Genomic DNA, 23887 nt, shown 5'->3' on the forward strand with positions numbered 1-23887 from the left:
ATTTAAATACAAAAAGATGTATTCTTATTTTCAATTACTCGAAAAGAGTGTATCCATCGAGTCGATTGTTGCGTAAACGGGATAGGACTTGATGCGCATTGAATTGAGTCAAGGCGGACCGATGGTTCGTCGCTTCTGGCACTGGTGGCTTGGCGAGCTGGCGGACTTGGTACCGCAGTCTGTGCTTGCCATGCTGAAGCGTTGGCGGCGGAGCTGCTTCTGGAAATCGAGGGCAATCTGCTCAGCGTGGTTCTGGTGGATGGCGGCGATCGACGGTTGCTGACCCAAATGCCCTTTGATGCCCTTACGCCAACGGCTCTTGGCGATGTGCTGCATTCTGCACTGGCGCAAGATCCACCCCATGTTGATGATGTGATTTTGAAAATTCCAGAGCACTGGGTGTTGACCCGCAGGCTCCGTTTGCCCATTGCCGCGCGGGAAAGCCTGCGTGAAGCGGTGGAATATGATCTGGATCGCCAAACCCCCTTTACACCGGATCAGGTTTATTTCGGGGTGATGGAGCGCAATGTCGATTATCGCGGCGGCCATATAGAGGTTGAACTGGATCTTGTCCGGCGTACGGATCTTGAACCGTTGCTGGCTTCCTTGAAAGAGGTGGGATATGGACCGGACCAAGTGCTTTCCCCATCGGGGCAGAGCAATATATTGCCGCAATCGGAGCAGCCCAATCCATTTGCGCCATGGCGCCGTGCAACGGGCTTTTTGGCCTTGGCGGTGGTCGGGCTTGCGTTATTGGCGGCGTGGTTCCCGATGAACCGCGTTACAGCCGCCCGTGAAGACATTGCCGGCGATGTGCGTCGGGCGCGGGCAGAGGCTTTGGCGGTGGACGAATTGCGCCGCGAATTGCAAGATATAGAGGCGCGGCAAACGCAATTGCTGGAAAGGCGGCGTTCCGAACCGATGGTGGTCGGGATATTGGCGGATATGACCAAGGCCTTGCCCGAAGACGCGTTCTTGATCGAATTCAGCTATGAAGGGCGCGAGGTCACGGTGACAGGATATGCGCAAACCGCTTCTGTCGTTCTGACGGCTATTGAAGATTCTCCCCGCTTTTTTCAGGCCCGATTTATTTCTCCGGTGACGCCGGATCAGCGGGTCGGGCGCGAACGGTTCAGCTTGGCTGCGGTCATTGAACCGATGGAAACCGGGGCGGGGGTCGCTTCATCCCAAATGGATGGGGCCGGAGAGGTGTCCAAGACCCAATCCAACCCCGAACCACAGGGGGCGGTGCGATGATGGGCTCTTCAAAAACCCTTTTGCATAAAGGGCTGGCGGTCTTGCTTTTGCTGGCGGCCCTTCTGTTTGTCTATGAAGCCTTGGTGGCACCCATTTTCAGCGGCTATCGCGCACAAATAGAGGCCTATGATCAAGACAAGCGCCTGTTGCGCGGTTATCGCGCCGTTGCCCAATCGGCGCGTAGCGTTGAAGACCTGACCCGGCAGGTGCGCGCACATCAGGCACAAAGCGGCATTTTTCTGAAAGGCTTGTCGGATGCTTTGGCCGCCGCACGGTTACAAACCTATTTGGGCGAGGCGATCTCTTCAAATGAGGGCGATGTGCGGTCTGTCCAAAGCCTGCCGGTGGATATGGCGGAGGGCCTTTCCCGGGTACGTTTACGGGTGCAGTTTCTGACCAATATCCGCGGATTGGCGCAGCTTTTACAACAGCTGGAAACAGGCCAACCGGCGGTTTTCGTTGATGCGGTGAAATTGCGTACGCGTCTGGAACGGACCGAGGTGGGGGCAGACAAGATGGCGGTTGCACAGGATTTTCTCGTTGACCTGACGGTATCTGCTTATCGTTTGGGAGAAGATGCATGATCCGGCGTCTTTGGCCCCGCATGGTACCGGCCCTTTCCTTAGCTGTTCTGGCGCTGATTTTGCTGCTCCTGGCCTTGCGCAGCCCGTCTTCCGGCGGTGACAGTGACCATGTTGCCGTGGATAAGAACGATATGCCGGAAACCCGCGATATTATGGGCGGCGGTGCATCATTCGCTGTGGTGGTTGATGCCGCGCCCATCGTTGAACAGAATATGTTTTCCACAACGCGCACGCCACCGCCGATGCGGGCATCCAGCCGGTCTTCAGACGAGGCTGAGTCCGCTGAATTGTCCCTGACTGGCGTAGTGATGGCGAAGGGGCGTGAAGCGGCTATTCTGCGCGACAATGCCACGACACGCATGGTGAGTCTTCGTCTCGGAAAATCCTATCGCGGATGGGAACTGGTTTCTTTGTCCTCTTTTGAAGCGACCCTCTCGAAAGGAGGGGATCGCATGACATTGAAACTGAAATTTGCCCCCGATGCCGCCGGTATGATCACAGATTCCCATCATCTGGGTATGCCGGCACATCTGGTGAAACCCCGCGCCGTTATTGCCCCACGGCACGGGGATGCCAATGGCAATCCTGTCCCGGCTTCACGACAAAGTATCGACAATGACCGGCTGAGCCGTCGGGGATCAAGAACCTGAACAGATATGTATGAATGGCAGAATATGAACAGCAAGAAGAGCAAGAGAGCCAGTTTTTTAGGGTCTGTCCGGATGTTTGGGGGGCGGGGTGTTGCACCTTTGAGCCTTGCTTTTCTGGCGGCGGCCTGTTCGCAAGATTTGGTGCGCGGTTCCCATTCCGATGAAACCGCGGCTCCGCCGCCGGGCCTGTTCGGGCCTGCGCAAAACCGTACGGATCGGGGAACGGATATGTCCACGGCAGAGATTGCCGGGATCAACGATCAGCAAGATGAACGGGCTTTGCCGCCTAAAACAGCCGAAATCTATAAGGGCCATAGCCGCTTTACCGCCGTTACCAAAACGGGGCAGGGCAGCGTGGATGAACGGGACGGCGCTTATACGCTGAATTTCTCCAATGCCGATATCCGGTCGGTGGTGGATGCGGTTTTGGGGGATGCCCTTGGCTTGCCCTATCTTGTGGATAATGCGGTTACAGGCACGATCACAGCGCGCAGTGCACGGGCTTTGCCGGAAGATAAAGTGATCGCGGCTTTGGAAGATGTTCTGGCCATCAATGGCGCGGCTCTTGTGGTGCGTGATGGCGTGTATCATGTGCTGCCTTTGCAGGCGACCACAGGCATGGCGCCTTTGCTTTCGGGGCAAAAGGCCCGTCAGGATGGCTTTGGCATCCATGTCATCCCCATTCAATTCGCCTCGGCCGATGAAATGCAGGTCACCCTGGAACCGTTCTTGACACCGGGGCGGGGCCTGCAAGCGGATACGGAGCGCAATTTGTTGCTGTTCCGTGGCCCCGGCGGGGAAGCGGCGGATATCGTTTCGATGGTCGAGCTGTTCGATGTGGATTGGATGGCCGGCATGTCCTTTGCACTTTTGCCTTTGTCCCACGCGGATGTGGGGGATGTGCTGGTGGAAATGGAAGCGATTTTTGCCCAGGATGGCGAAACGCCCGGCCCGACACATGGCGTGATCAGGTTTTTGCCTATCCAGCGGATGAATGCGCTTTTGGCGATCAGTGAACAGCCGGTTTATCTGGAAAACGCCCGGCAATGGACGGAACGGTTGGACCGTGGCGGCGGAAGCGACGGGCAACGCCAGCTTTATGTCTATCATCTGAAAAACGCACGGGCATCGGAAGTGGGCGAGGTGCTGGGGGAATTGTTCGATGTCCGCACCGTCGGCGATAGCAATTCCAGTTCTACCGGTCTTGCACCGGGGCGGGACAGCGGATCTTTTTCCGGTTTTTCGGGGTCGGATGGTTCTGATGGCGGGGGGCTTGGCAGCCGTGACACGGGGTCCGCCGGGGGCCTTGGCGGTTTAGCGACCAGCAATCGCAATGCTTCATCAAACAACCGCCGGTCCAATGATCGCACCGGCCAATCGGCCGCTTTCGGGCAGGAAGGGGGCAATGGCCCGCGTTTGATCGCCGATGAGCGCAATGATGCCATGCTTGTTCTGGCCACGGCGCAAGAATATCGCATGATCGAGCAGACATTGAAGCGGCTGGATATCACCCCTTTGCAGGTGTTGATCGAGGCCACCATCGCCGAAGTCACTCTGGATGACGAGCTCAATCATGGCCTGCGGTGGTTTTTTGAAGCGGGCGGCGGCAACCGGCAAGACATCAGCTTCTCCGATGTAAACACCGGGGCGGTGGCCCCTTCCTTCCCCGGATTTTCCTATTTCTTTGAAAGCGGGGATGCCCGTGTGGCGCTGAATGCACTGAGCGCTATCACCGATGTGACCGTGGTGTCTTCGCCGCAATTGATGGTTCTGGATAACAAAACGGCGCGTTTGCAAGTGGGGGATCAGGTGCCGGTTCCGGTGCAGCAATCTGTCTCCACCCAAGATCCCGATGCACCGATTGTCAATTCCATCCAGTTTCAGGATACGGGGGTTATTCTGGAAGTGACTCCCCATGTGAATGCCAGCGGCCTTGTGGTGCTGGAAGTATCGCAAGAGGTATCCGATGTGGTGCCGACCACATCATCGGGGATCGATGCGCCAACGATTCAGCAGCGGGCCATCAATTCTTCGGTGGCGGTGCAAACGGGGGAAACCATTGCCCTTGGCGGGTTGATCCGTGATCGCGCTTCGGACGTAAATACCGGCGTGCCGATTTTGATGAATATTCCGTGGCTTGGGAATTTGTTCAAAAGCAAATCCACCACAAATGAACGGACGGAACTTTTGGTGTTGCTGACCCCGCAAGTGGTACGCGATAGCAGCGAAGCGCGGGAAGTTACGCAAGAGCTGCGCCGCCGGATGAAAGGGTTCAAGCGTTTGCAAGAACGCTTCGGCGTGACCGACGATCAAGTCGCGCCGTCCCAAAAGGATGGGAGCAATGCGCCCTGAACGGCGGTCAATAAGCCGGAACGGGAAAGGCTTTCATAAGCCTGCCCGCTCCGCTGAGGCAGGGTTTACCCTGATCGAAGTGCTGGTGGCATTTACCATTGCCACCATCATGCTTGTGGCGTTGATGCAGGGGATGGGGCGCGGATTGCGGAGTATCGATGCCGCCAGCCAGCAGCAAATGCTTGTGGATCATGCGCAAAATCACCTGCAAGCAGTGGGGGTGACCATCCCGCTTGCGCCCGGTGTTTATCAAGGGGAAGAGCCGGATCACCGCTGGAGGATCGAGCTTTCGCAGGATACGGATTCATTGGAAACCGGCGATATTGCCGGAGGACAATTACAGCTTTTAAAGATTACCATAGAGGTTTTTGGTGCGGATGAGACGGAATTTTCCCTGATCAGTTTTCGCTTGGGCGAGGTTTCGCAATGATCAAGGCACAGCAAAATGCCATGAGGCGGGAGCGCAAGAATTTCCCCCAGCGAAAAGGCCAGCAGGGCTTTACGCTGATGGAACTGATCATTGCGCTGACCATCATCGGGATTTTATCCGCTGCGCTGTTTTCGGCCCTGCGCTTTACCGGAAAAGCGTGGCAGGCGGGTGATATCCGGATCACCGAGCAGACCGATGAGGACGCCATCCGCGCTTTTCTCCGCGGGCGGCTGGAACAAATTCGCCCGATGGTGATCTCTCTTGATGGTGAAACGCTGGACGTGGCGTTTCGCGGCACGGACAAAGAAATGCGCTTTGTCTCCCCCATGCCGTCGGGCATCGGGGTGGGGGGCTTGTATTTGTTCCAGCTTGGCCCCGCAGGGCAAAAGGGCGGCCTGCAACTTGATTGGTGGCTGGTACGTCCCCGTGAAATTGTGGATGTGTTTCATGAAGAAGACCGCCCGCGCCAATTGCTGGACGATCGGATGGTGGTTCAGTTTGCCTATTATGGCTATCAAGAGGATGAACCGCTTGCCGGTGCCCAACCGCAATGGACAACACACTGGGTTGACCGCAAGACATTGCCCCTCTTGATCGCGGTGACATTTGAAGATGAGCACGGTGAAGCGGTGGACCCGGCTCTGGAGATACGTCCGGTTTTTGTTGATCGCCGCCGCTTGCCTCCCGCGTCCTGAAAAACCATTTTTCACGATATGGCTTGATGCGGGGCAGCCTATTCGGTGATCCGGCCCTGTTCCCAGTGGCGGATTTGAAAGCGATCGGCCCCGCCGGAGATTTGTACCACCGCAATGCGCTGAAACCATGATCCGCGGGCGGTGCTGGCATTCACTGTGATGCGAAATGTGCTGCTGGGGGAGCCGGTGAGATAAGGATTGGTTGCTTCATGTGGGAGCGAACGGCTTGAGCCTCTGCGGGAGGCGATGAATTGTTCGGCATCCACTTTGGAAAGGCCGGGGATACTGTTCAAAATTTCCACAGGGGCAACAGTGGGATCGACCGCGCGCGAACCGGAATAAGCGGTAAGATAATTCGTGGCGCGTGTTACAAAATCCCGATCGAATCCGGGTATTTGGCTTATTTCACTGGCCAAAAGCAGGGGGGCATTGCGTGGGCCATAGGGCAGCCCCAAGGCCCTGTAATCGGCACGTTCCGCGCCTCTGGGTTGTGGCCGGTCATCAAGATCCCGAAAATCGATCAGCCGATCGGCAAGCTGTGCGGCCTCTTCGGGATCGCGCCCCAAAGACAGGAAGAGGCTGCGTAAGAGAATGTCATCGGCGGCATTCACGTCGATCAATCCGCCCACATCTTGAATAGTTAAAACCATCTGGCCAGATGCCAGTGTGCGGGAAACGCGGCGGCCATCTACCGGAAGGGCAAAGGCTACGCCATCTTCATTGAAAACCGGCGTTAAAAGCTGGGCGATGGCCCAATAAACCCCGCCATCCGCCAAAGCCTGCGCCTTGGCCGCATCCTGACGGGCGATAACCGTGCGGGTTTCTCCCCGTGTCATGAACAGGAAGCTGCCGACGATCAAAGACAAAAGTGTCAGCACCCAAAGTACCAGAATAAGCGCTATGCCGCTTTGTGATGCGCGGCGGCGCTGCTTTGATGCTGTCATGTGGTTCGGTTTTCGGGTTGTCACTCGGTGCTCCAGTTTGTGACATCCTGATTTTCATTCTCGCCGCCCGGTGCATCATCGGCCCCCAATGTGAAGATATCCACATCCGTGCCCATTTCGCCGGGATAGCGATAATGATAAGGCCGCCCCCAGGGATCAATGATCCCTTCGCGCTTGTCGATATAAGGGCCATCCCAGCCCCGTGCGCCATCGGGCTCGTCGATCAATGCTCTCAAGCCCTCGGATGTTGTGGGATAGCGGCCCGTTTCAAGGCGATATAGATCCAAAGCGGCAGATAAATTATTGATCTGGATGGCGGCTGTATCGGTTTTGGCACTGGAAAAATATTTCAAAACGCGGGGCACCGCAAAAGAGGCCAAAAGCCCGAGAATGGCCAAAACCACCAAAAGTTCCATAAGGGTGAAGCCGGCGCTGGTTTCTTTCTGCCGGCTTTGCTTGTTTCGACTATGTTTGAAAAGGTGCATCGATAACATCCCGTATATGGTTAAGGTCCGTTTTTGGGTGGAAATGTGTTGCAAATAATAAGGGAAAAACATTTACAAAATCAAACCATAGGTCACAGTCTGCCAAAAATTATGTCCTTGAGCATTCCCATGCTATATGCAGCTGAATTGGTATGGCAATCGGGTGGTGATCTTGGGTGATCCTATCAGAAACAAGCCATCAGATTATACTCTGAATTTCGGGATTGCGATTATGAAAGACCCTCTTCACCAGCGCGGAGATGACGCTGAAGCACGCGCTCAGGATGCTGTCCGCGAGTTGATCCGTTGGGCCGGGGAAGACCCTGATCGGGAAGGGTTGCGCGATACCCCGAAGCGGGTGGCAAAAGCCTTTCTGGAATATTTCCGGGGCTATCAGGAAGATCCCGTGGTCTATCTGGCGCGCACCTTCGAAGAAGTTTCGGGCTATGATGAAGTGGTGTTGTTGCGCGATATTCCTTTTGTATCGCACTGCGAGCATCATTTGGCCCCCATCATAGGAAAAGCGCATGTGGCTTATTTGCCAAACACCAAGGTGTCGGTATTTCAAAATTGGCGCGGGTCGTTCATGCTTATGCGCGGCGTATGCAGGTGCAAGAGCGGCTGACAGCGCAGATTGGCGACTGTATTTCTGGAGTTCTAGAGCCGCAAGGTGTTGCGGTGGTGATCGAAGCAACGCATGGCTGCATGACCTGTCGCGGCGTTGAAACGCCGGATGTGGTGATGACAACCAGCCGGATGACCGGCGTGTTCCGAGAGGATGATAAGGCGCGGCGTGAAGTGCTGTCCTTGATGGGTTTCTAAGGGGCAGATCCGGTCCGGCTATAGGCTATCCCTTTATAAAAAAGGCCCCGTACGACTTTTGTACGGAGCCAGTGGAGGGGAAATTACGCGCGCTTGCTTATCGGCGGGCCGCCAAGGGCGTGAAGCGAATGGCCTGTCCGCCGCCCTGTGCCAATTCCAGGTTCAAGCTATCTTCAGCCGTAACGGTTTTTGTTTTAACAGCAAGCGGTTGCGGATTGTCGAGCCAATGTGCTCCTTCGCCATCCGCATAGATTTCGGCGCGATAGGTGGTGGCATTATCCAGAAAGTCCAAGGGAACAGTGATGGTGCGGGCCTGTTCGTCGCTAACCGCCCCCAGATACCAATCCGGGCTGTTCCGGTCTTTGCGCGCCATCACGAAATAATCGCCGATGCGGCCATCGAGGGCGATGCTTTCCTCCCAATCGGCGGGAACGTCGCGGATAAATTGAAAACCGGGATGGCCTTCATAATTTTCAGGCAGGTCGGCAGCCATTTGCAGCGGGCTGTAGATGACCACCATCAACGCCAATTGCTTGGCCACTGTTGACGATACGCCGTTTTCTTCTTGTTCGCCAAAGCGCAGATCAACAATGCCCGCCGTGTAATCCATTGGCCCGGAAAGCATGCGGGTATAGGGCAAAATCGTTGCGTGATCGGGGTGATTGCCCTGCGCTGCATGGCTCCAGGCATCATATTCGCCGCCCCGTGCCCCTTCACGGGTCATCATATTGGGATAGGTACGGCGCAGGCCGGTGTCTTTGATGGGTTCATGGGCATCGATGGCGATATGATGGCGGGCGGCTGTTTCCACCACATTCTGGAAGTGCTGCACCATATATTGGCCGTGATGCCATTCCGTGTCATTGAGCCGGCTTCCCACATAGCCCGTTTTTACGGCGCGCATGCCGTGCTTTTCACTGAATGCAAAGGCTGCGTCCAACTGGTTTTCGTAATTGACGATATTGGCGCTGGTTTCATGGTGCCCGATCAGCGGAACGCCTACTTTGCGGCCATGGGCAGCGATTTTTTCAATATCGAAATCCGGCGTTGGTTCGGTGAAGCGAAACAGATCGCCATTTTCGTACCAATTGCCATCCCATCCGATATTCCAGCCTTCCACCAGCACACCATCAAAGCCATATTTGGCGGCGAAATCCATATAACGCATGGTATTTTCGGTGGTGGCCCCATGTTTTTCGCCGGTTTCCCATGTGCAGGTGCGGATATGCGCGCACCACCAAATCCCCACATATTTCCCCGGCTTTACCCAGGATATATCGCCCAAAGCATTGGGTTCATTCAGGTTCAGGATCATCCGTGAATTGGCGAGTTCATAGGCCGTGTCGGCAATCTGAATGGTGCGCCACGGGGTTTTGAAGGAGGCGTTGGCGTAAACTTTGATGCCGTCGGCCCAGGGAACGAGATCGGCTTTCAGGGTTTGCCCATGCATCATGGGGCGACGCAATGTCATGCTGCATAGTCGGTCAATGCCGCTTCATGGATGCTTATGGCGATTTTATCGCCTTCAAAGGTGGCCGGGGTGTGGATCACATCCAAAGAATCGATACTGGACGCCGCATATTGATATTCATAGCGGTTGTCTTTGTAGGCAGGGATCCACCATGCCTTCAGATTGTCGTGGAAAGTGAATTCCGTTAGTTCATCGGTGATTTTAATGGCATCCACACCGGCCTGTGCGGGGATATCATAGCGAAATCCCACCCCGTCATCGAAGACCCGAAAGGTCACCGTCATCTGGCGGGCCGGCCCGGTCTGCGATTGAAAGACGATCCGCGCTTCCTTGTGGTGGTCGCGGATATCTTTTTCTTCACCCCATGGCTGGGTCCAAACCAGATCTGTGGTTTTTGTTTCGACAGAGGCAATATCGAATCCTTCAACGAAATCCGGGGCTTTTTGGAACTGAAGCCCCAAACGGCTGAAATTTAGAACCGGTTTGTCATTGAATGTAATGGAATAGCCCGGAATGCCATTGCGCGTATCTACATCCACCACGATGCGTCCATCGGGCGAGGCGATCTCCACAGCATAAGCGGGAAGGGCAGAGAGCAGACAGGCGGAAAACACGGCAGCGGTGCCGGATAAGCTGCCAAAATTTCCAGATATTTTTGTTTTGCCGTTAAAATGGGAGCGCAGTGCCGCAACCATAGCCAACCCCTTTGCGATGGAAAAAATGAGGCTGTCAGTTAAGCAGATTCATGCAATTTCTGCAAAAATTTTCCGTCCGAAATTCTATATTTTCGTTACTATTTAGATATTTACGTAATTTAATGGCGCATAACTTTGATAAACAAAAGATATTTTGCATTAATTTGTATTTGGCGGGGCGCGGACAAAGGCATCAGGGCACAAAGGTTAAAATCGCGCGCCTTGCGATCTATGCGGCGGCACGGCAGTTGTGGGTGATGAAATCCGCATGATGGGGTAGGCTTGGCACGGTATGGGTGATCAGCTTTTCGATATTGTCCAGAAATTCGGTCAGCTGGGATTGTGTGATATTATCGGCCAGCGGATGATGGCATCGGGCTTTGATATGCTGGCCGGTGAAGACCTGAATCCAGCCCATTTCCGTGAACAGTTCTTCACCTTCGCGAACAATCCGCCCCGTGGCGGAAAAAAGATCGATTTTTTCTTGCAGACTGTGGGGGATGTCCATATGGGCGCAGGCCTGCCAAAAGGCTGTGTCGCGGCGCTGGGTGGCTTTGAAATGCAGGATCAGGAAATCGCGAACGCGCTCATATTCAAATTGCGTTTGCCGGTTATAAAGATCGATAAGGCTGGGATCAAAATGCCGGTCCGGAAACAGCGACACAAGGCGGCTGATGCCTGATTGAATAAGATGGATGCTGGTGGATTCCAAAGGCTCCATAAAGCCCGCGGCCAAGCCCAAAGCCACGCAATTGCGGTTCCACGCCTGTTGCCTTCTTCCGGTTTTAAAGCGCAATGCTTTGGGGTCAGAGAGGGCAGGGCTTTCCAGATTTTGAAGCAATTGATGAGTGGCTTCATCATCGCTGATATGGGCGGCGCTATAAACATGGCCATTGCCCACACGATGTTGCAAAGGAATACGCCATTGCCAGCCCGATTGTTGGGCCGTTGCCTGGGTATAGGGGCGCACCGGTCCGGTTGGTTCGCTGGCAACAGTGACGGCACGATTGCACGGCAGCCAATGGCTCCAATCTTCATAGCCGGTCTTGAGTGCCTGTTCGATCAACAGCCCGCGAAATCCCGAGCAATCGACAAACAAATCACCGGCGATGGTTGCACCGCTTTCCAGTATCACGCTTTCGATAAAGCCATCCGTTCCGCGCAGATTGGTTTTGACAATGCGCCCTTCCGTACGGTTGACGCCGCGCTTTTCACAGCCGGCCCGTAAATAACGGGCATAAAGCCCCGCATCGAAATGAAAGGCATATTTGATGCCGCCCAAATGGCTGGTGCCGACCTTTTCAAGACGGGAAAACCGGCCCTGCATGGCCGTTTGATAATTCAGCGAATAATTCCATAGATCGCCGCCCACTCCTTCTTGTTGGGCGCGCAACCAATAATGGGGGAAGCTGAGCGGTCCAAGCGGCAAGCCAAGATCGCCAAAGGCATGCATATAGCTGTCACCGATCCGGCCCCAATTATTGAACTGGACCCCTAATTTGAAGGTGCCTTTGCAGTGCTTGAGAAAGGCGTTTTCATCCAGCCCCAGATAGTGGTTGATCAGCCGGATCTGGGGAATGGTTGCCTCTCCCACGCCCACCGTGCCGATGGCGTCGGATTCAATCAATTGAATGGAAACACGGCCCACCAAAGCCTTGGACAGCACACTGGCCGCCATCCATCCAGCCGTTCCGCCGCCAATGATAACAATGCGCGTGACGGGATCGGCGGATATCTGTGCTGTGGTCATGGGGCTGTCTCGTTTCCCAAATGATGATGATCGCTTTGATAATACCCATAGAACAGCAAGCCTCAAAGGCATGCGGTTTCCCTGTTTTATGCCCTTTGTTTAAAAATCATACGCGACATTAAAAAGATGTGACTGATGTTTTAAGGGAAGGCCCCCCACCGGAAAACCGGCAGGGGGTCTTTTGGTCTCGTGTGTTTTCGCCCTTAAAATTTATAGGACAGGCCGATCAGATAGGTGCGGCCAAAGCTTTGCTGGTCGATCACTCGGCGGCCATCATCCCCTTCAAAGGTCACGAATGGCTCGTCGGTCAGATTGCGGGCCTGGAAGGTGATGTTAAGCCCTTCCAATGCGCCGGTTTCAAAGCTGTAGCCGATCTGCGCATCGAAAATGGATTCCGATTTGGACGACCGCAGAATACGAGTGGCGCTGATACCCGATACTTCGCCAAGGAATTTAGAGCGATAGCGGTGGCTGACGCGGGCATTCACGCCATATTTTTCATAATAAACCGTTGAGTTTACAACCCATTTTGAAAGCCCCGGTACCGGGATCGGATCGGGATTATCTCCCAAGGTTACCTTGCTGTCGGTCCAGGACATGGAACTGATCACCCCGAAGCCATCAAAGGCCGTGGTGATGAGATCCAAAGGCACAGACAGGGTGAATTCAATCCCGCCGATATTGCCGCTGCCATTGTTGGTGGGGCCGGAAATGGTGCCCAAAGTGGTCCCGAGAAAGCTTTGCAGTTCCGGTGGGATCGTGCTGTCCACAAAGCCCTCGAAATCGAACAGGAAGGCATCATTGGGATTCACGAAATCCTGCAGATCTTTATAAAATGCCGCTATGGCCACATAACCGGCGCGAGAGAAATATTTCTCAAAGGACAGATCCACCGAATTGGCGATGAAGGGTTTCAAGGCCGGATTACCGCCACTGGCGCTGAAGAATGATTGATTGGGATCGGTGGAGGTAAAGCGTGTGTCGTTGGTGCTGAGCGAAAGGCTGGCGTTCAATTGATCCATACGGGCGCGGGCCAATGTGCGGGCGGCCCCGAAGCGCACAACCGCATCATGTCCCACATCGAAGCTCAGATTCATGCTGGGCAGGAAGCGGGTATATTTATCGCCTTCCTTTACCGGAACCAGCCTTGGTTCACTGATGCCCGCGCCAAGATCGGCGGCTTCGATGCGCGATCCGGTGGAGGTCTGGTCGGTATAAACCACCTGCGTTCCGAAATTCCCGGTGACGGGGATCGAGGCAATTTCCGTATCCACATCGAATTTCACAAAGCCCACAAACACATCTTCCCGGGCTTTCCAATCTTGTGGAACATCGAAGGAAGACAGGCTGGTGCCTACGGTTTCCAGGAAGCCGTTGTTCAACAAGAACAGCGGATCAAGGCTCAGATGTCCATCAATGCCGATAAAGCTCAGATCTGTGCTGTCCAGCAGGGCTTCGGTGGGAACGGGAATGGCGCTGGCCCCGCCTTGCGGAACAAGGAATTGCTGGGTGATATTGCGTTCCTTGTCGCGGCGGCTCAGATCCACGCCCACCTCAATGGCGGCGATGGGGCCAATGGCGCTTAGCCGTTCGGTGGAAAAGCGCAGATGGGTCAGCTCATCTTCGGTATCGGGCGCATTGATAAAGCCCGCCTGCGTGAGTGGATTGGGCTGTGCACCGCCACCCCAGCCTTGAGGATCGGTGATCAGGAATTGGCTGGGATCGCTATAATCCAGCACGGTATCGAATTTGACCACGCCATTGTCCTGGATCGCAAAATTCAGCGTGTCCAAAGCCCCCTCGCCAGCAGGGCCGGTTCCGGTATAGCTTTCCAGAAGGAAGTCTTTGCGGTCGGCGCGGGAATAGCTGATGTCGGTTTCAATGCTCCAGACATCCGATAGATGCACCTTGGTATTCCAGCCAGCCCCGAACAGGTCGGCATTGCGATCATTGAAGTCATTGCGCATCACGCCCTTTACATCGGTAAAGGTGCCTTCGGTGATCAGGCCATCTACTTCCGTAAAGCCCGGCTGCAATTGCGCCGCAGACCAGTAAAGTGGTAATTCGATGCCGCGCAGGGACTGCGTTTCATCGAAATGGGAATAGTTGAAATCGAAGCTGGTGCTGAAGGTATCGGATGGTTCGTATTCAATGGTGCCGATCACCCCGAAACGGTTCAGGTCGTTTGATTGGGCAAAAGGCTTGGCGCCGCCGAGTACGAAAGGTGCGGTGCCGTTCACATCCAGATCACCCTCGATATTGGGGAAGCCCCAAGCATTGAAGCGTTCAATTTGGGTGGGAGTGGATTGATGGGCAATCCCAAGGGCGATGCCCAGCGTTTTATCCAGAAAGGTATCGGCATAAATCGCGGAGGCACGATAGCCTGAGCCGGGTTGATCTGAATTGAGCGCACTGTCTTCATTGAATTCATAGCGCGCGCTGACCGATAAAATCCGCTCTTTCACCTGCAGGGGGCGAATGGTGCGAAGGTCCACGGTGCCGGTCAAACCCTGCCCGATGAGTGTGGCATCGGGGGTTTTGTAGACCACGGCTGCGGACAATAATTCGGACGGATATTGGTCAAATTCGACACCGCGATTGTCGCCGGTGGACACTTGTTCGCGACCATTCAGCAAGGCTGTGGAGAAATCCGGGCCAAGACCGCGAATGGAAAGCACCTGGCCACGTCCATCGACCGTTGGGTGGTCAGGCCGGGGAGGCGGGCAAGAGATTCGGCGATGGAAACATCGGGGAGTTTGCCGATATCTTCTGCAGAAATCGCTTCAACGATGGAGGAAGAGCCTTTTTTGGCGGCAATGGAGTTTTCGATACTGCTGCGGAAGCCCTTGACGACGATTTCTTCTATCTGAGGATCGTCCGGGTCTGAAGGCAATTCCGTGTCTTGCGTTTGAGCATGCGCTGTGAAGTGAAGCATGGCCAATACGGACGATGTGCCCAGTAGCAGCATGGTACGACTTGAAATTTTCATTTTCCTCCCCTTCCTCACCTTTGGCGGTAAGGTTTTTCTTGGATGTCCGGCGTGCCAGTTGCTGATGTCGAGTAACCCCCTTCAGGAATAGTTCAAAGGGTGGAAATCCGACCCAAGGGGCTCAAGCCTGAAAACTGACGATCAAAAGATTGCACAAAAATCATCAGTCTTTGCAAATGTTTTTGTAAAAAAAATGAAATGGCATGCAAAATCCCGCAGCGCGGGCCAGCCTGGCGTGGGTCATTTTTTGCAATAATTTTTAGAAAACCTACACGAATTCAACAGGATATAAATGTGATGAGGATGGCGCTATTGACCTGCAATGGCTGGTCATTATGCGTGAGTGTGGTGGAAAATCCCCGAAATTGTCGAGGTCAGTGCCGTTTCTGTGCAAAAATCAGTTAAACGAAAGGAGGGGCTCACTCGAAATTTCCATTGATTCGTTTACCTCTGAAAGCTGCGATCCATATCTTTGGAGGAAAATGCAATTTTTTTTGCAATTTATGAGGGGCATCGAAAGGTGCGTAGGATATCCTCTGTTCATGAAAGCGCCGGGCCGGGTATAAAGGGGAAAGATGCGTTATAAGCCTCTGCGGCCTCCATGATCGCTATGGTGGGGGGGCGTATGAAGATTATTATTTAAGCCTAAACCTTTTTGTGTCTTCATGAGGTGGAAGGTTCCATATGGTTGTTGCCAGCTTTATGGTGATTGCCGTTTTCTATTTGAGTGAGGTTCTCCCATGTCCGATACGGCCCATCTGTCTTCTCCTGGCCCGACCCGTTGGCCTTCCATGGATTGGCAAGATCCATTGTTGCTTGATGGCCTGCTGAGCGAGGAAGAGCGCCTTGTACAGTCTTCGGCGCGGACATTTGCGCAATCTGCGTTGATGCCACGGATTCTGGATGCCAATCGGCATGAGCGCTTTGATCGCGCGATTATGAACGAGATGGGCGCGGCCGGTTTGCTTGGCTCAACCATCGAAGGCTATGGCTGTGCCGGTGTCTCGCCGGTGGCTTATGGCTTGATTGCCCGGGAAGTGGAACGGGTGGATTCAGGCTATCGGTCTGCCATGAGCGTGCAATCCTCTCTCGTGATGTATCCCATTTGGGCTTATGGCACCGAAGAACAGCGGGAAAAATGGCTGCCCAAACTTGCCACGGGTGACTATGTGGGCTGTTTTGGACTGACAGAGCCTGATGCCGGGTCTGATCCGGCCTCGATGAAAACCCGCGCCAAAGCGGTGGACGGCGGCTATCGCCTGAATGGTGCGAAAATGTGGATCACCAATTCTCCCATTGCCGATCTGTGCGTTGTGTGGGCGAAAAGCGATGCGCATGGAGGGAAGATCAAAGGGTTCGTTCTGGAACGCGGTATGGAAGGCTTTCAACGCCGAAAATTGAAGGGAAAATGAGCCTGCGCGCCTCGGTCACAGGTGAAATTGTAATGGATGATGTGTTTGTTCCCGAAGCCAATCTGTTGCCCAATGCAACCGGGCTTGCAGGGCCGTTCGGCTGTTTGAACAATGCCCGTTTCGGGATTGCTTTTGGTGTATTGGGGGCCGCGGAATTCTGCCTTCATGCTGCACGGGATTATGCGCTGGAGCGCAAATTGTTCGGAAAATCTCTGGCTGGCACGCAACTGGTACAAAAGAAACTGGCGGATATGCTGACGGAAATTACCTTGGGACTTGCCGCCTGTATTCAGGCCGGGCGGCTGAAGGCCGAAGGAAAACTGGCTCCGGAAACCATTTCATTGTTAAAGCGCAATAGCTGCGGAAAGGCATTGGATATTGCGCGTATGGCCCGCGACATTCATGGCGGAAACGGGATTTCAGACGAATATCATGTGATCCGTCATATGGTAAATCTGGAAACGGTGAACACCTATGAAGGCACTCATGATATTCATGCGTTGATTTTGGGCCGTGCCATTACCGGGATACAGGCCTTTTCCTGAGAGGCGCCGGACCAGCTCAAAAGAAAAGCAGGGCAAAAACACCCTGCTTTTTTGTTGGCCTAATCAGCGCCGCTTAAAAACGGATAGTCGATTGCAGGTAAAAGAAATCCGCATTTCCTGAAACGCCAACCCCGTTGGTTTCTTTCACAAATCGACCGGCCCAAAAGCGTCCATAACCAAGCTGCAGATTATACCAGCGGCTGGGTGTATAGCTGATGGTGGCATCAAGTTCCTGACCCACATTGGATCCGGCAGCCCCTGTGGCATCACGGCGAATGGCCGCGCCCCCTGCATTATAAAGAGCGTCTGTCGCCTTTGCGAGATTGAAGTCATGAAAGGCGAGGGCCGTTGTGACCCGCTTATGCGGTTTGGCGCTGAGCTTTGCGGAAAATGCTTCGATATTTTGTCGGGCGACCAGATCCATGCTGCCCAGATAGGCATGGGCAAGGGGAAAAAGCTGATTGAAGGTTCTGGTTTTGCCGTCTGTTTCATCGCCATCGCCACTGGCCCGATCATAAGCCACTGATATTTTTGGCAAATAAGGCAGAGATTTGGAAAAATCCAGACCTGCAGTCATGGTGAGCATCCATGCGGAAATATCACCATTTGTGTTATCGCCGGTTTGCTTTGCCGCTTCCACTTCCCAACGCAGAACACCTTTTTGGTCGGCCACGCGCCCGCCGATGGTCCAAAGCTGTGATTGCAAGGCGGCGGGGTCATCCACATCAAGATTGAGCGCATAAACCTCCACCGCATGGCCGGGCAGGCCAAAATATTGCCCGTAGATCCCGGAGAAGTCGGTTTTTGAATTGCGGCTGCTGGATTTATCGGAAATCACGCGCGGATTGACGAACCATCCATCAATGGCAAACATGTCGGTTTTATAGCTGGCGCGAAAGCCGTCAAAGCTGCGCCGCGTATTGCCCCAGTCAAGGGGGGAAATCAGCCTTTGCGCACCAAATAAAAGCTCTTGCCTGCCGGCACGCACCATGGCGCGGCCCTTGGCGAGGGGGGCATGGAATTCGCCAAAGCCATTCAAAACATCGGTCCGCACAACTTCCACACCGCGCGCAGGCAGGGCGCCGCCGGATTTCCGGGCATCGATCATCTCGACATATCCCCGGAAATAATCGGTGATCTGCACATCCGCATAAGCGCGGACGCGTGTGAGGGCAAACTCATTGTCGCGCCCGTCAAGGCGGCTGGAGCCTAAATTATCCTCATTATGATAACGCAGCCGCATTTCTCCTCCCAAAGACAGGGTAATAGCCGGTGCGATATCGATGTTCTTCAGCGCATCCGTTGTCTTTTCCACCGCCCCGCGTGGATCGTTCGGAGCAATGCAGGATGCGTCCAGATAGCCAAAATCATTGGCGTAAAAGACCCCTTTATATGCCCCGTTCACAGCCTTTTCGCTGGCACATTCGGTGCCAGCTTGTGCATCTGTTTGCTGGGCTGTCGCTTGTTGCGCGCCCATGGCATGGGACGCGGAAAGCGCAAGCAGACTGGATGCTGCCAGGATTTTAAAAAAAGGGGAGAAGGTTCGGCCAGTCTTTAGGGAACTCATACAGATTTTACGCCATCAATAAATTGATCGATTTGGGTTTTCAGATTCGTTGTCATTTCAGACAAAGAGGAGGCCGCGGCCCGCATCTGTGTGGCGGCGGATCCGGTTTCCGCAGCCCCATCAGCGACGCCGTTGATTTCGTGCGCCACGCTGACCGTTCCATCGGAGGCGTTTTGCATATTTTCTGCAATTTCGCGTGTGGCCCCCGATTGCTGTTCAACAGCGGCGGCGATGGTGGAATTGGCTTCGGTGACCTTGGCGATGACATCGTTCATTTTGGTCATGGTGCTGGCGGCTTCGCTGCCTGCCGATTGAATTTCCATGACCAATGTGCCGATTTCCTCAATGGCGTTGCGGGTTTGCGAGGCGAGGGATTTCACTTCACTTGCCACAACGGCAAAGCCTTTCCCGGCTTCGCCTGCGCGCGCTGCTTCAATGGTGGCGTTCAACGCCAGAAGATTTGTTTGTTCGGCAATGGCGTTGATCAGCGTTACCACTTCACCCACGCGATCGGCGGATACCGACAAAGCCTCGACATTCTTGGTGCTGGATTGAACCTGTTCGCTGGCTTCTCCGGCAATGCTGTTGGCATTGGCCACTTGGCGGCTGATTTCGGCAACGGCTGCGGTAAGCTCTTCTGCGGCACTGGCGGCGGTGGTGACATTTTGCGAGGCTTCCTCGCCTGCACCGCGCACGATTTCAGCGCGCCGGGCGGTGCCATCGGCCACATCGGTCAGGTTTTCCGCGGTGGAAGACATTTCCGTCGATGCGGTGGACAGAGCATTGGTGATTTCGGACACTTGCTGCTCAAATTTCTGAACCAGTGTGTCCAGTGCTTGGGCGCGGCGACGGATGGTTTCAGCCTCTTCGCGCTCCCTTGCTTGTTGCTCGGCTTCCAGTTCTTTGCGTTCGGCTTCCTCGCGGGCGAGTTGTTCCGCAGCTTCTTTGGCTTCTGCTTCGGCTTGTGCCTTGGCAATGGCGTTTTGTTGAAAAATTTCGACCGTACGGGCCATGTCGCCAATTTCATCACGGTTTTTATTGAAAGGAATTTTGACCGTGAGATCCCCGCCAGCCAGATTTTCCATCACTTCGCGCAAGCGATTGAGGGGGTGTGTGATATTTTTCGAGGAGAAGAGCGCGATAGCCGCTCCGGCAGCAAATGTGGCAAGAATAAAAATGGAGATCGACCATAGGGTTTTTGTACGCGTACCGTTGGCCTGTTCCATGAACTCGATGCCCTTGTTTGATGCGAAGGCCACCACCTCATCAATCTCGGAAAACAATGTCTGCATGAATGTGGCGTCGGTTTCACGGGTGATGCGCGCTGCGCTTTCATAATCCCCGTTGCGCGCGCGATCGATGGCGCGATCCCGAATGGGCTTCCAGCTCAGGAATGCCTTTTTGGCTTCTTCGATATCCGTTTTGTCGCCGAGAAACCGTTTTTCTATAATATCAAAGGCTTCTAGTGCATTCTTCTCATGTTGATTGATCGATGCCATGGCCGTTTCGATCTCGGATGGATCGCGGGAGAGGGCAATATCTTTCATATCTCGATGGATGGCATAAATGGCGGTTTGCACGTCGCGCGTGGCATTGGAAACCGTATAAGGGTGTCGATGCAGATTTTCGGTTACAGCAGAGAGAGTAAAGGCCCCATTGACCGAAAATGCCCCCATGAAGAGCATCAAAACACCGATGGTGCTAAAGCCAAGAGCCAAGCGTATCCCGAACTTTTGATTAGATAGCCAATTCCCGATTTTCCACATGAAGACGACCCCTCGTATAATACATACGGTATATGTAAATTTATTTTTTTCTACCGACGTGAGAATAACTAGATGCCTTACGAAATATAAATTATTCGTAAATGTTACGATAGCTAACGAATCATTTTGTCTTAAATACATACTACTGGTAGAGGCGTTTTAAGATTTCTACATCTTTAAGGGGCGTTATTCAGCCAGTTTTTAACGGCCTGAGCGGCGGAAAACCCGGAGGAAAGGCAGGCCTGAAGCAGATAGCCGCCTGTGGGCGCATCCCAATCGAGCATTTCCCCGGCGATAAAAATTCCGGCGGAGGCTCTGAGCATCAGTTGGTCGTCAAGATTGTTGAAGGACACTCCACCGGCAGTGGAAATTGCCCGGTCAATGGATTGGGTTCCTGTAATGTCAAAAGAAACACACTTTATAAGTGTTGAAATATCATCAAGTAAAATTTCTCGAGGCGCTTTATTCAGATGCTCCAGAACCAAAGCGATGGCCAGCGGCGATAATTTCGCGGCTTTGCGAAGCCGGTTGGACAGGCTTTGCTTTCTGCCCACACGGGATAAGCGCATTTGGAGGTCCGAATGGCTTAGGTCGGGTCGCAGATCAAGGGTCAGTCGTGCATGGCCTTTTTGGCGAATCTGGTCACGCAGTTGAGCCGATAGGGCATAGATCGCGCCGCCCTCTATGCCTGTGCGGGTGATGATTGCCTCGCCCTTGACGGATTGCCCATCTACGGAAAACACACATGTTTTCAAGGGTGTTCCGGCGAATCGTTCGCTTATATAAGGGCTCCACGGGATGGTGAAACCGCAATTGGCTGGCTCAAAGGCGGAAACGGTTACGCCAAGCTGTTCCAAAGGCGCGCGCCATGACCCCTCCGAGCCAAGACGGGGCCAACTGGCTCCCCCCAAAGCCAAAATGGTTGCGGCGGGCCGTACTTTTATACTGATGCCTTCTTGGCTGCGCAGTAAAAGTGCGCCGCTATCATCCCAGCCTTGCCATTCGGCGCGGGTCTGAATCTCCACATTCAGCGCGCGCAGCCGCGCCAGCCATGCCCGTAATAATGGCGAGGCTTTCATAGCCTTGGGGAATACCCGTCCGGAGCTGCCGACGAAAGTCTCTGCTCCGAGGTCATCGGCCCATTGGCGCACAGCATCGGGCGGAAAAGCCCGGATGAGCGGCTCTAGCCAGCGGCGTGCCGGGCCATAGCGATCAAGGAAGTGCTCCAGATTTTCGCTATGTGTCAGGTTCAGCCCGCCACGTCCGGCCATGAGGAATTTGCGGCCCACGGTGGGCATGCGCTCATAAACTGTCACCGAAAAGCCGGCCAGTGCCAATGTTTCGGCAGCCATCAAGCCAGCGGGGCCGCCACCAATGATGGCAATGGGGGATCGGGCAGTCTGGAACTGTGGCATGGCAAGACCTTGGCGGATGTCGGCAAAGGCGGCGCTATAGCTTAATTGAGCGCCCAAGGCGAGAGGTGCCCCTTATTCAAGGCGTGCGGGATAGGGCTTTGTTTTTGCTTTCGGCGTGCGATTGGCCGATTTTGAGGAAAAATTGCAAATTGTTTTGCATTCAATAAGGATAGAAAATAAGCATCTTTATAAGAAATATGAATGCCAATCCGATATTTTGTGCAAAGAATACAAAAAATGAAAACAACCTGTAACGGCTAGGGAAAGAAGGGGAGGGGACATGGAGATTTTTGATTGGGGCGTTGTTGCTGCCTATTTCGTGCTGGTTTTTGGGGTGGCGATTTTGGCCACCCGCCGCCGTAAGAAATCCGATAGCCAAGACTTTTTTCTGGCGGGCCGCAATGCAGGATGGTTCGTGGTGGGGGCATCGTTATTTGCCTCCAATATCGGATCGGAGCATCTGGTCGGGCTGGCAGGAACGGGGGCGGCCAGTGGCATTGCCGTGGGGCAATTTGAAATTCTGGCCGGCCTGATTCTTTTGCTTTTGGGCTGGCTTTTTGTGCCCTTCTATATGCGTTCCGGTGTGTTCACCATGCCCGAATTTCTGGAAAAACGGTATTCGGAAGGGGCGAAATTCTATCTCGCCATCATTTCGATCATTGGCTATGTGCTGACCAAGATTTCTGTGACCATTGCGGCGGGCGGCATTGTGTTTCAAAGCCTGATGGGGCTGGATTTCTGGACGGGGGCCGTGATTGTTGTGGTAGCCACCGGCCTTTATACCATCTGGGGCGGGCTGCGGGCCGTTCTTTATACCGATGTTTTACAGATGATTGTGCTGCTTTTGGGGGCCGTTGCGGTAACGGTGATCGGGCTGCAGGCGGTTGGTGGCTGGTCCGCTTTGCGGGTGGAAGCGGGTGATGCGGCATTCAGCCTGTGGCGCCCCATGAGCGATCCCGAATTTCCATGGACGGGCATCTTGTTTGGCGCGCCTATTTTGGGTGTGTGGTATTGGTGTACGGACCAATATATCGTGCAAAGGGTGCTGTCTGCCCATGGATTGGAGCAAGCCCGGCGCGGTACTATTTTTGCGGCCTGGCTGAAACAATTGCCGCTGTTTTTGTTTGTTGTGCCGGGCATCATTGCCGCGACACTGGCGGAGCGCGGCCTGTTTGTTCTGGATAGCCCCGATGCGGCTCTTCCCACTTTGGTGGCGCAATTGCTGCCTGTGGGGTTCAAGGGCTTGGTAGTGGCCGGGCTTTTGGCCGCTTTAATGAGTTCCCTGTCTTCGGTATTCAATTCTTGTTCCACCATCGTCACCATGGATATTTATAAACGCTTCCATGAAGACGCGAGCGAGCGCCTGCTGGTTTTGGTCGGGCGCCTGTCCACCGCAGCACTGGTGGGGTTGGGGCTTTTGTGGATTCCGTTCATGAGCCGTATTTCCGGGCAGTTTTATACCTATTTACAAAGTGTGCAGGCCTATATTTCGCCGCCCATCGCCGCAGTGTTTCTGGTGGGGATCTTGTGGCCGCGCGCCAGCGCCAAAGGAGCCGGATGGGCCTTGGGGGTCGGGGCCGTGCTTGGTATTGGACGGTTGATTCTGGAACTGAACAAAGATGCCCTTCAAGGAATTTGGCTGACTTTGGCTGTGGAAAATTTCCTGCATGTGGCCATTATTTTGTTTCTTGTGTCTTTTCTGGTTTTGGTTGTGGGGAGTTTGATCTTTCCCGATGCGGAACCGGAACAGGACCTGACATGGCATGCGGTTTTTCGTGACGGTCAGGCCATTCCCACAAAGGGACGGACGCGCGATATCTGGCTGAGCCTTGGCGTTGTTGCGGCAGTGGCGGTGTTGTGGGTTTATTTCTCATGACGGCGCATCAGCATTGTGCATGGAATTTGCGGATTCATAAAATTTGACTGATTGTTAAAAAATCTGTCTAGTTTGTCCAAATGCTTCAAACTGGCTTGCCATAACAGGTGATGGGGTTATGGTCCCAAAGCCTTCGATGTGCGCGGGTCAGATTTTTGGCCGTGGAAAAACGGGACGGGGAG

General features: G+C 54.1%; 15 protein-coding genes and 3 pseudogenes. 9 read left to right on the forward strand and 9 right to left on the reverse strand.

Annotation, left to right across the window (positions count from 1 at the left end; genetic code table 11):
- Window positions 1-201 precede the first annotated feature (201 nt).
- From JCM17844_RS01050 to JCM17844_RS01075, 6 genes are all read left to right on the forward strand, one after another.
- The gene (locus tag JCM17844_RS01050) at window positions 202-1257 is read left to right on the forward strand and encodes a PilN domain-containing protein (protein ID WP_149999271.1); all 1056 of its coding nucleotides are present in this window, start codon (window positions 202-204) and stop codon (window positions 1255-1257) included.
- Window positions 1254-1841, forward strand: a complete 588-nt coding sequence (gene gspM, locus JCM17844_RS01055; protein WP_149999272.1) for a type II secretion system protein GspM — start codon at window positions 1254-1256, stop codon at window positions 1839-1841. The genes JCM17844_RS01050 and gspM overlap by 4 nt, the downstream gene beginning before the upstream one ends.
- Window positions 1838-2491, forward strand: a complete 654-nt coding sequence (locus JCM17844_RS01060) for a hypothetical protein (RefSeq protein ID WP_149999273.1) — start codon at window positions 1838-1840, stop codon at window positions 2489-2491. The genes gspM and JCM17844_RS01060 overlap by 4 nt, the downstream gene beginning before the upstream one ends.
- Window positions 2492-2563: 72 nt before the next feature.
- On the forward strand, window positions 2564-4843 hold the full coding sequence (gspD, locus tag JCM17844_RS01065) for a type II secretion system secretin GspD (protein WP_210431098.1): 2280 nt from the start codon (window positions 2564-2566) through the stop codon (window positions 4841-4843).
- Window positions 4833-5273, forward strand: coding sequence for a type IV pilus modification PilV family protein (locus JCM17844_RS01070; protein ID WP_210431099.1), 441 nt, complete (start codon window positions 4833-4835; stop codon window positions 5271-5273). Before gspD ends, JCM17844_RS01070 begins: the two co-directional genes overlap by 11 nt.
- A complete protein-coding gene (locus JCM17844_RS01075; RefSeq protein ID WP_149999276.1) occupies window positions 5270-5968 on the forward strand; it encodes a prepilin-type N-terminal cleavage/methylation domain-containing protein in 699 nt (232 codons plus the stop codon). Before JCM17844_RS01070 ends, JCM17844_RS01075 begins: the two co-directional genes overlap by 4 nt.
- Window positions 5969-6006: 38 nt before the next feature.
- Here JCM17844_RS01075 and JCM17844_RS01080 read toward each other — a convergent pair whose 3' ends face one another.
- Window positions 6007-6936 carry a type II secretion system minor pseudopilin gene (locus tag JCM17844_RS01080; protein WP_149999277.1) on the reverse strand — a complete coding sequence of 310 codons (930 nt, stop codon included), beginning with the start codon at window positions 6934-6936 and terminating at the stop codon, window positions 6007-6009.
- Complete coding sequence (gene gspG / locus JCM17844_RS01085) at window positions 6933-7397, reverse strand: type II secretion system major pseudopilin GspG (RefSeq protein ID WP_210431100.1); 465 nt, start codon at window positions 7395-7397, stop codon at window positions 6933-6935. Before gspG ends, JCM17844_RS01080 begins: the two co-directional genes overlap by 4 nt.
- 232 nt (window positions 7398-7629) lie before the next feature.
- Here gspG and folE point away from each other — a divergent pair.
- Window positions 7630-8219, forward strand: a pseudogene (folE, locus tag JCM17844_RS01090) (GTP cyclohydrolase I FolE).
- A 97-nt stretch (window positions 8220-8316) separates the two neighbouring features.
- Here folE and JCM17844_RS01095 read toward each other — a convergent pair.
- From JCM17844_RS01095 to JCM17844_RS14020, 4 genes and pseudogenes are all read right to left on the reverse strand, one after another.
- A pseudogene (locus JCM17844_RS01095) lies at window positions 8317-10385 on the reverse strand (glycoside hydrolase family 97 protein).
- A 229-nt stretch (window positions 10386-10614) separates the two neighbouring features.
- The gene (locus tag JCM17844_RS01100; RefSeq protein WP_149999279.1) at window positions 10615-12135 is read right to left on the reverse strand and encodes a tryptophan halogenase family protein; all 1521 of its coding nucleotides are present in this window, start codon (window positions 12133-12135) and stop codon (window positions 10615-10617) included.
- Between the two features lie 203 nt (window positions 12136-12338).
- Window positions 12339-14813, reverse strand: a complete 2475-nt coding sequence (locus JCM17844_RS01105) for a TonB-dependent receptor (protein ID WP_210431103.1) — start codon at window positions 14811-14813, stop codon at window positions 12339-12341.
- Window positions 14765-15124, reverse strand: coding sequence for a hypothetical protein (locus tag JCM17844_RS14020; RefSeq protein WP_210431104.1), 360 nt, complete (start codon window positions 15122-15124; stop codon window positions 14765-14767). Before JCM17844_RS14020 ends, JCM17844_RS01105 begins: the two co-directional genes overlap by 49 nt.
- Window positions 15125-15864: 740 nt before the next feature.
- Here JCM17844_RS14020 and JCM17844_RS17005 point away from each other — a divergent pair.
- A pseudogene (locus JCM17844_RS17005) lies at window positions 15865-17081 on the forward strand (acyl-CoA dehydrogenase).
- A 73-nt stretch (window positions 17082-17154) separates the two neighbouring features.
- Here JCM17844_RS17005 and JCM17844_RS01115 read toward each other — a convergent pair.
- From JCM17844_RS01115 to JCM17844_RS01125, 3 genes are all read right to left on the reverse strand, one after another.
- Window positions 17155-18558 (reverse strand): alginate export family protein, encoded by a 1404-nt coding sequence (locus JCM17844_RS01115; protein ID WP_210431107.1) that lies wholly within the window; start codon window positions 18556-18558, stop codon window positions 17155-17157.
- Window positions 18559-18644: 86 nt separating this feature from the next.
- On the reverse strand, window positions 18645-20366 hold the full coding sequence (locus JCM17844_RS01120; RefSeq protein ID WP_210431108.1) for a methyl-accepting chemotaxis protein: 1722 nt from the start codon (window positions 20364-20366) through the stop codon (window positions 18645-18647).
- Window positions 20367-20590: 224 nt separating this feature from the next.
- Entirely contained in the window at window positions 20591-21886 is a 1296-nt protein-coding gene (locus tag JCM17844_RS01125; protein WP_210431109.1) for a TIGR03862 family flavoprotein, read from the reverse strand.
- A 223-nt stretch (window positions 21887-22109) separates the two neighbouring features.
- Here JCM17844_RS01125 and JCM17844_RS01130 point away from each other — a divergent pair, with 223 nt between their 5' ends.
- Window positions 22110-23705 carry a sodium:solute symporter gene (locus tag JCM17844_RS01130; protein WP_149999282.1) on the forward strand — a complete coding sequence of 532 codons (1596 nt, stop codon included), beginning with the start codon at window positions 22110-22112 and terminating at the stop codon, window positions 23703-23705.
- Window positions 23706-23887: the final 182 nt, after the last annotated feature.

Origin of the sequence: Iodidimonas gelatinilytica, assembly GCF_008579125.1 — a bacterium.
Lineage (GTDB): Bacteria > Pseudomonadota > Alphaproteobacteria > Sphingomonadales > Rhodothalassiaceae > Iodidimonas > Iodidimonas muriae.